Origin of the sequence: uncultured Xylophilus sp., from assembly GCA_913776965.1 — a bacterium.
GTDB lineage: Bacteria > Pseudomonadota > Gammaproteobacteria > Burkholderiales > Burkholderiaceae_C > Xylophilus.
Genome location: CAJYQL010000005.1, coordinates 1 through 8,437 on the forward strand (window position 1 = coordinate 1; position 8,437 = coordinate 8,437).

At 69.6% G+C, this 8,437-nt stretch carries 7 protein-coding genes and 1 pseudogene; 5 read left to right on the forward strand and 3 right to left on the reverse strand.

The annotated features are described in order from the left end of the window. The 5 genes and pseudogenes from QZ500_RS00495 to galU all read left to right on the forward strand — a co-directional run. Positions 1-269: pseudogene (locus tag QZ500_RS00495) on the forward strand (uroporphyrinogen-III synthase); the annotation flags it as partial. 45 nt (positions 270-314) lie between these two features. Continuing rightward, positions 315-1,412, forward strand: a complete 1,098-nt coding sequence (locus QZ500_RS00500; RefSeq protein ID WP_295849554.1) for a uroporphyrinogen-III C-methyltransferase — start codon at positions 315-317, stop codon at positions 1,410-1,412. A 2-nt stretch (positions 1,413-1,414) separates the two neighbouring features. Continuing rightward, positions 1,415-2,695, forward strand: a complete 1,281-nt coding sequence (locus QZ500_RS00505; RefSeq protein ID WP_295849556.1) for a heme biosynthesis HemY N-terminal domain-containing protein — start codon at positions 1,415-1,417, stop codon at positions 2,693-2,695. A gap of 94 nt (positions 2,696-2,789) precedes the next feature. Further along, a complete protein-coding gene (locus QZ500_RS00510; protein ID WP_295849559.1) occupies positions 2,790-5,681 on the forward strand; it encodes a valine--tRNA ligase in 2,892 nt (963 codons plus the stop codon). Positions 5,682-5,775: 94 nt separating this feature from the next. After that, positions 5,776-6,657, forward strand: a complete 882-nt coding sequence (gene galU / locus QZ500_RS00515; RefSeq protein WP_295849561.1) for a UTP--glucose-1-phosphate uridylyltransferase GalU — start codon at positions 5,776-5,778, stop codon at positions 6,655-6,657. A gap of 94 nt (positions 6,658-6,751) precedes the next feature. Here galU and QZ500_RS00520 read toward each other — a convergent pair whose 3' ends face one another. The 3 genes from QZ500_RS00520 to cysM all read right to left on the reverse strand — a co-directional run. Next, positions 6,752-6,979, reverse strand: a complete 228-nt coding sequence (locus QZ500_RS00520; RefSeq protein WP_295849563.1) for a sulfurtransferase TusA family protein — start codon at positions 6,977-6,979, stop codon at positions 6,752-6,754. 29 nt (positions 6,980-7,008) lie between these two features. After that, the gene (locus QZ500_RS00525) at positions 7,009-7,572 is read right to left on the reverse strand and encodes an NUDIX hydrolase (RefSeq protein WP_295849565.1); all 564 of its coding nucleotides are present in this window, start codon (positions 7,570-7,572) and stop codon (positions 7,009-7,011) included. Between the two features lie 71 nt (positions 7,573-7,643). Then, positions 7,644-8,437, reverse strand: a 794-nt coding sequence (gene cysM / locus QZ500_RS00530; RefSeq protein WP_295849567.1) for a cysteine synthase CysM, incomplete at its 5' end; no start/stop codon positions are given.

An 8,437-nucleotide genomic window follows, 5' to 3' on the forward strand; every position in this document is an offset into this window, starting at 1 on the left:
TCTACCGCCGCGGACCGCCGGCCTGGACGCCCGACGAGACGCAGGCGGCGACCGCGCTCGCCCGCGCATCGACCGCCTGGATCTTCAGCAACTCCGAGGCGATCGGCCATCTCGTCCGTCTGCTGCCCGCCGGGACCGCGCTGCGCGAAGGGACCGCCGTGGCGACCCATCCCCGCATCGCCGATGCCGCGCATGCCGCCGGCTTCGGCCGCGTATTGCACAGCCGTCCGACCGTGGACGCCGTGGCCGACACCCTGTCGGCGCTGTGAGACACGCGCCGATCCGCCCGTCACCCCGTCGATAGAATCCTCCGCATGAGTTCGCCCGCTTCCGAGGCCGGCCTGCCGGTCGCCGCTGCCACCCCGTCGGCGAGCCTGCCGCCCACCGCGCATCCGGGCGTGCCGCGTCCGGTCTTCTACGGCGTGGCGGTGCTGTCCGTCGTGGCCCTGGTCGCCGCGGTCCTGCTGTGGCAGCGGCTGTCGTCGATCCAGGAACAGCTGGCGCGCCAGAGTGCCGATTCCGGCGCCCAGGCGATCGAGGCGCGCACCATGGCCCGCCAGGCCCAGGACACCGCGCAGGACACCGCGACGCGGGTCGGCGTGGTCGAGTCCCGGCTCGGCGAGGTCGCCCTGCAGCGTTCGCAGCTGGAAGAGCTGATGCAGAGCCTCTCGCGCTCGCGCGACGAAACGCTGGTGGTGGACATCGAGTCGTCGCTGCGCCTTGCGCAGCAGCAGTCCGAGCTCACCGGCAGCGTGGAGCCGCTGCTGGCCGCAATGCGCACCGCCGACCAGCGCATCGAACGCGCCGCCCAGCCGCGCCTGGTGCCGGTGCAGCGCGCACTCGCACGCGACATCGACCGCGTCCGGTCGGCCGGCACCACTGATACGCCCGGACTGCTGGCGCGGCTCGACGAGCTGGTCCGGCTGGTCGACAGTCTGCCGCTGCTCAACGCCGTCGCACAGGCCGGGGGCATGGCGGCGCGCCCGACCGCCACCGCAGCCGCAAATACCGACGTACCGGGCGATGCCGCGGCACTGCCGTGGTGGCGTACCGCACTGCAGCGGGGCTGGGCCGCGGTACGCGACGAACTGCGCGGCCTGGTGCGCGTCAGCCGGATCGATCGGCCGGAAGCGGCGCTGCTCGCGCCCGACCAGTCCTTTTTCCTGCGCGAGAACCTCAAGCTCAAGCTGGTCAATGCGCGGCTCGGCGTGCTCGCCCGCCAGCCCGAGGCGGCCCGCGCCGACCTCGCCGCCGCGTCGGCGGCGCTTGGCCGCTATTTCGACCCGGCCGCACGCCGCGTGCAGACCGCGACGTCGCTGCTGCAGCAGGCCCAGGCGCAGATCGGCGGCAGCGCCCTGCCCCGGCTCGACGACACCTTTGCCGCGCTGGCGACCGCCGCGGCCGGGCGCTGACGATGCGCGCCGCCCTCTGGTTCCTCGCGCTGTTCGGCGTCGCCGTCGCCGTCGCGCTGTTCGCCGGCAACAACCAGGGCACGGTGACGGTGTTCTGGCCGCCCTACCGCATCGACCTGTCGCTCAACATGGTGCTGCTGGCGCTGCTCGGCGGCTTCGTGCTGGTCCATTCGGCGCTGCGCGCGCTGTCGGTGCTGATCGACCTGCCGGTGCGTGCGAGCCGCTGGCGCACCCAGCAGAAGGAGCGCGCGATGCATGTGGCGCTGCTGGACGCGCTCGCGCACCAGACCGCCGGCCGGTTCATCCGGGCCCGCAAGGCGGCCGAACTCGCGATCGCGCAGGAAAAGGCGCTGGTCGGCAGCAGCGAGCCGCTCGCCCATGCGGTGCAGGTCCGTGGCCTCGCGCATCTGCTGGCGGCCGAGGCCTGCCACGCCCTGCAGGACCGTGCGGGCCGGGGGCTGCACCTGCAGCATGCGCTCGAACAGACCGCCGGCAATCCGTCGGCGCCGGGGCAGGAGGTCCGCGAGGGCGTGCAGCTGCGCGCCGCCACCTGGTCGCTGCACGACCGCGACGCCGACGCGGCGCTCGATTGGCTCGATGCGCTGCCGCAGGGTGCCGCCCGCCGCACGCTGGCGTTGCGGACCAAGCTGAAGGCGGCGCGCTTGGCCGGCCACACCCGCGCCGCGCTCGACACGGCCCGGCTGCTGCACAAGCACCGCGCGTTCTCGCCGGCGGCGGCTCGGAGCATCGTGCGCGGCTTGGCTACCGAGCTGGTCGATGAAGCCCACGATACCGAGCAGCTCGCCATGGCGTGGCTGTCGCTGGAAGCCACCGAGCGCAACCTGCCCGAGCTCGCCGTGCACGCAGCGCGCCGGCTGCAGCAGCTGGGCGGCGATCCGGCGCTCGCCCGCGCCTGGCTGTTGCCCGCCTGGGAGGCATTCGTCGCGAGCGAATCGGCCCTGCCCGAGCAGCTCGAGGTCCGGCTGGTCCGCGCGCTGGAAGACAGCCTGGAAGACGTCGATCCGGTCTGGCTGGCGCGGATCGAATCGGCCCAGCAGCGCAATCCGCGCGATGCGTACCTGCAGTACCTCGCCGGCATGGCCTGCCTGCGGCTGCAGCTCTGGGGCAAGGCGCAGAAACTGCTGGAACAGGCGAGCCGCGAACTGCGCTCCGACCGGCTGCGCTGCCGCGCCTGGCGGGTGCTGGCCGGCCTTGCGGAGCAGCGCGGCGACGATACGGCGGCGGCCCAGGCGTGGCGCCGCGCAGCCGACCTGCCGGACTGACGCACCCCCCGCTAAAATCGGCGTCGATCCGCCACCTGCACGAACGGCACCCCTCCGGTGCCGTTTTCTTTTTCCCCCAGCCCGCCCGACTGCCATGAGCGACCTTTCCCAGCCCGGCCTCCAGAGCCTGTCCAAGTCCTTCGAGCCCGCCGCCCTGGAGGCGCACTGGGGCCCGCTGTGGGAGGCCCGCGGCTATGCCCGCGCAGGCTACCGCGGCACCGGCGCACCGCGCGAGGGTGCGCCGGCCTTCTCGATCCAGCTGCCGCCGCCGAACGTCACCGGCACGCTGCACATGGGCCATGCCTTCAACCAGACGGTGATGGACTCGCTGGCCCGCTACCACCGCATGCGCGGCGCCAACACCCTCTGGGTGCCCGGCACCGACCATGCCGGTATCGCCACCCAGATCGTGGTGGAGCGCCAGCTGCAGGCCCAGGGCCAGAGCCGCCACGACCTGGGCCGCAAGAACTTCGTCGCCCGCGTCTGGGAATGGAAGGAGCAGTCGGGCAACACCATCACCACGCAGATGCGCCGCATGGGCGACAGCGTGGACTGGTCGCACGAGTACTTCACGATGGACGAGAAGCTCTCGACCGTGGTGACCGAGACTTTCGTGCGCCTCTACGAGCAGGGCCTGGTCTACCGCGGCAAGCGTCTCGTCAACTGGGACCCGACGCTGAAGACCGCGGTGTCGGACCTTGAAGTGGAAAGCGAGGAGGAGGACGGCTCGCTCTGGCACATCCGCTACCCGCTGGCCGACGGCTCGGGCGAATCGGTGGTCGTCGCAACCACCCGACCCGAGACGATGCTCGGCGACACCGCTGTCATGGTCCACCCCGAAGACGAGCGTTACGCCCACCTGATCGGCAAGCAGGTCGCCCTGCCGCTGTGCGACCGCACGATCCCGGTGATCGCCGACGACTATGTCGACAAGGCCTTCGGCACCGGCATGGTGAAGGTCACGCCGGCCCACGACTACAACGACTACGCGGTCGGCCAGCGCCACGGCCTGCCGATGATCGGCATCCTGACGCTCGACGCCACCGTCAATGACAGCGCTCCGGCCGCCTACCGCGGGCTGGACCGCTTCGCCGCCCGCAAGCAGGTGGTGGCCGACCTCGACGCGCTCGGACTGCTGGTCGAGGTGAAGAAGCACCGGCTGATGGTGCCACGCTGCGCCCGCACCGGCCAGGTCGTGGAGCCGATGCTGACCGACCAGTGGTTCATGGCGATGAACAAGGTCGGCGAAGGCGATGCCACCGGCAAGTCGATTGCGCAGAAGGCGATCGACGCGGTCGAGAGCGGCGCGGTGCGCTTCGTGCCCGAGAACTGGGTCAACACCTACAACCAGTGGATGCACAACATCCAGGACTGGTGCATCAGCCGCCAGCTCTGGTGGGGCCACCAGATCCCCGCGTGGTACGACGAGGACGGCTGCGTGTACGTCGCCCGCGACGAAGCCGAAGCGCAGGCCCAGGCGCCCGGCAAGACCCTGACCCGCGACGCCGACGTGCTCGACACCTGGTATTCGTCGGCCATGGTGCCCTTCTCGACGATGGGCTGGCCGCACCAGACCGACGGCGCCACCGACGACTACAACCTCTACCTGCCCTCCTCCACGCTGGTGACCGGCTACGACATCATCTTCTTCTGGGTCGCCCGGATGATCATGATGACCACGCACTTCACCGGCCGGGTGCCGTTCAGGGACGTCTACATCCACGGCCTGGTGCGAGACGCACAGGGCAAGAAGATGAGCAAGTCCGAAGGCAACGTGCTCGACCCGGTGGATCTGATCGACGGCATCGCGCTGGAACCGCTGCTGGACAAGCGCACCACCGGCCTGCGCAAGCCCGAGACCGCGCCCGCGGTGCGCAAGAACACGCAGAAGGAATTCCCGGACGGCATCCCGGCCTTCGGCGCCGACGCGCTGCGTTTCACCTTCGCCTCGCTCGCCTCGCTCGGCCGCAGCATCAACTTCGATTCGAAGCGCTGCGAGGGCTATCGCAATTTCTGCAACAAGCTCTGGAACGCCACCCGGTTCGTGCTGATGAACTGCGAAAGCCGCGACTGCGGCTTGGCCGAGCACAGCAAGGCCGACTGCCAGCCCGGCGGCAGCGCCCACGGCTATCTGACCTTCAGCCAGCCGGACCGCTGGATCGTCTCGGCGCTGCAGCGGGTCGAGGCCGAGGTCGAAAAGGGCTTCGCCGACTACCGGCTCGACAACGTCGCCTCGGCGATCTACGAATTCGTCTGGAACGAGTTCTGCGACTGGTACCTGGAGATCGCCAAGGTGCAGATCCAGACCGGCGACGAAGCGCAGCAGCGCGCCACCCGCCGCACGCTGATCCGCACGCTGGAAACGATCCTGCGGCTGGCGCATCCGGTGATCCCGTTCATCACCGAGGAGCTGTGGCAGAAGGTCGCCCCGGTCGCCGGCCGGCTGGCCGCCGGCACGCAAGCCTCGGTCAGCGTGGCCGACTACCCGCGCAGCCAGCCCGACCGCATCGACGCCACGGCCGAAGCCTATGTGGCCAAGCTGAAGGCGGCGGTGGATGCCTGCCGCAACCTGCGCGGCGAGATGAACGTGTCGCCCGCCACCCGGCTGCCGCTGTATGCGGTCGGCGATGCGGACTTCCTGCGCAGCGCGGCGCCGGCGCTGCAGTCGCTCGCCAAGCTGAGCGAGGTGCGGGTGTTCGACGACGAAGCCGCGTGGCAGCAGGCCGCGCAGGCGGCACCGGTCGCGATCGCGGGCGATGCGCGGCTGTGCCTGCACATGGAGATCGACGTCGCGGCCGAGAAGGCCCGCCTGGGCAAGGAAGCCGCGCGCATCGAAGGCGAGATCGCCAAGGCGCACGGCAAGCTCGGCAACGAGGCCTTCGTCGCCAAGGCGCCGCCGGCGGTGATCGAGCAGGAGAAGAAGCGCCTGGCCGACTTCGGCGCGACGCTGGCGCGGCTGCGCGAACAGCTCGCGCGCCTGGGCTGACAGCCCATTACAGCGGGCGGCACGCGGTCGATTAGGATCATGGCCGCTGCTGGCAGCCGCCGCGGCCGATCCGTATCGAAGGACCTACGACGCAATGAGCCAAGCCCCCGTCCGCATCCGCAAGGCGGTCTTTCCCGTCGCCGGCCTCGGCACCCGTTTCCTGCCTGCCACCAAGGCGCAGCCGAAGGAAATGCTGCCGGTGGTCGACAAGCCGCTGATCCAGTATGCGGTCGAGGAAGCGTATGCCGCCGGCATCCGCCAGATGATCTTCGTGAACGGCCGCAGCAAGCGGTCGATCCCGGACCACTTCGACACCGCGTTCGAACTCGAGCACGAACTGGAAGCGGCGGGCAAGAAGGAGCTGCTCGCGCTGGTGCACTCGATCAAGCCCGACGACATGGAGTGCATCTACATCCGTCAGGCCAAGGCGATGGGCCTCGGCCATGCGGTGCTGTGCGCACAGAGCGTGGTGGTGAACGAACCCTTCGCCGTGCTGCTGGCCGACGATCTGATGGTGGGCACCCCGCCGGTCCTGAAGCAGATGGTGGACCAGTTCAGCGAATGGCAGGCCTCGATCCTGGCGGTGCAGGAAGTGCCGGCCGAGCACACCAAGCGCTACGGCATCGTCGCCGGCTCGCAGATCAACGACCGGCTGATGGACCTGACCCACATGGTCGAGAAGCCGGCACCGGAAGACGCCCCGTCGCGCCTCGGTGTGGCCGGCCGCTACATCCTGACCCCGGGCGTGTTCCGCGAGATCGCCAACCAGCCGCGCGGCGTGGGTGGCGAGATCCAGCTGACCGACGGCATCGCCGCGCTGATGCGCCGCGAAAAGGTGTTCGCCTACCGCTACGAAGGCCGCCGCTACGACTGCGGCAGCAAGGAAGGGTTCCTGGAGGCCAACGTCGAGCTGGCGCTGGCCCATCCGCAGCTCGGCGCGGGATTTCGCGAGTACCTGAAGTCGCTGGCGCTCTGAGCTTGCAGCTTCACAAAACACAACGGCCTGCGTTATCCGCAGGCCGTTGTGTTTTTGGGGGCCACCTACCGGGATGGCGGTGCAACGATCGCCTTCAGCGCCGGCGCAGCACGTGGATGTAGTCGCTGCCCACCGTCTGCTGCTCCACCAGCTCGTTGCCGGTCTGGCGGGCGAAAGCCTCGAAATCCCGAAGCGATCCGCCGTCGGTGGACACCACCCGCAGCAGCTGGCCGCTCTGCATGTCGGCCAGCGCTTTTTTCGCCTTCAGGATGGGCAGCGGGCAGTTGAGTCCGCGGGTGTCGAGGTCCTTGTGGATGTCCATGGGTCGTTCTGGGAAAAGGGAAGTCGATTCTAGGAACGTCCGCCGTCGTCACCGGCGGGTGGCACGGCAGCGGGCCTGGGCCATTCCATGAAGCGCGGTTCGTGGCCACGCGAACGCAGCCAGGCCGCTAGCGCATGGCCGGTGCCGGCAGGCCAGCACTGCACCGCCGCCGGCTCCAGCAGCCGGTAGTCGGCCAGTTCGGGTGACAGGACGACCGTGCCGTCCGCCACCGCGTGGTAGCAGATCAGCACTTGGTTCATGCGCTGGAAATCCCAGACGCCGATCAGCGACACCGTATCCGTGTCGAGGTTGGTCTCTTCCTTGATCTCGCGGCGGATGCCGTCCTCCGGCGACTCGCCGGCTTCCATGAAGCCGGTGATGAGCGCATACATGCCGTTCGTCCAGGCCGCGTTGCGCGCCAGCAGCACCCGGCCCCGGTACTCGACCACCGCAGCGAGCACCGGCGTCGGGTTGTTCCAGTGGGTCCATCCGCAGGCGGGACAGCGGTTGCGCAGTTTCTCGCCGCCGTCCTCGGCCATCGCCAGGAACGCCAGCGGCGTGGCGCACTGCGGGCAGAAACGGAAGTCGCTCATCGTCGTCACAAGCTGGTTGCTATCGAATCAGTAGCTGGATGCGCAGGCAGGACGGGCGCTGGAGCCCGATTTCATGCCGGAAACACGCCGGTCGACAGGTATCGGTCTCCCCGGTCGCAGACGATGAAGACGATCGTCGCGTTCTGCTCGCGCTGCGCGATCTGCTGCGCCACCCAGCAGGCGCCGGCCGCCGAGATGCCGCCGAAGATGCCCTCTTCCCGCGCCAGGCGGCGGCACATCTCTTCCGCGTCGGACTGCGCGACGTTGACCGTCTCGTCGACCAGGCTGCCGTCGTAGATCTTCGGCATGTAGTCGGCCGGCCACTTACGGATGCCGGGAATGCGCGAGCCCTCTTCCGGCTGCGCGCCGACGATGCGCACCGACGGCTTCTTTTCCTTCAAGTAGCGGCCCACGCCGGTGATCGTGCCGGTGGTGCCCATAGCGCTGACGAAATGGGTCACGCGGCCATGCGTCGCCTCCCAGATCTCGGGGCCGGTGGTCTCGTAGTGGATGCGCGGGTTGTCGGCGTTGCCGAACTGGTCGAGCACCCGGCCCTTGCCGTCGCGCTGCATCTGCTCGGCCAGATCACGGGCGTATTCCATGCCGCCGCTCTTGGGGGTGAGGATGAATTCGGCGCCGAATGCCTTCATCGTCTGCGCCCGCTCGATCGACAGGTCCTCCGGCATGATCAGCTGCATGCGGTAGCCGCGGATGGCGGCGGCCATCGCCAGCGCGATGCCGGTGTTGCCCGACGTCGCCTCGATCAGCGTGTCGCCCGGGCGGATGTCGCCGCGCTCCTCGGCGCGCTTGATCATCGACAGCGCCGGCCGGTCCTTGACCGATCCCGCGGGGTTGTTGCCTTCGA

Coding starts and splice junctions, on each gene's coding strand:
- QZ500_RS00500 (WP_295849554.1), top strand. CDS start 315: ATGAGTTCGCCCGCTTCCGAGGCCGGCCTGCCGGTCGCCGCTGCCACC.
- QZ500_RS00505 (WP_295849556.1), top strand. CDS start 1,415: ATGCGCGCCGCCCTCTGGTTCCTCGCGCTGTTCGGCGTCGCCGTCGCC.
- QZ500_RS00510 (WP_295849559.1), top strand. CDS start 2,790: ATGAGCGACCTTTCCCAGCCCGGCCTCCAGAGCCTGTCCAAGTCCTTC.
- galU (WP_295849561.1), top strand. CDS start 5,776: ATGAGCCAAGCCCCCGTCCGCATCCGCAAGGCGGTCTTTCCCGTCGCC.
- QZ500_RS00520 (WP_295849563.1), bottom strand. CDS start 6,979: ATGGACATCCACAAGGACCTCGACACCCGCGGACTCAACTGCCCGCTG.
- QZ500_RS00525 (WP_295849565.1), bottom strand. CDS start 7,572: ATGAGCGACTTCCGTTTCTGCCCGCAGTGCGCCACGCCGCTGGCGTTC.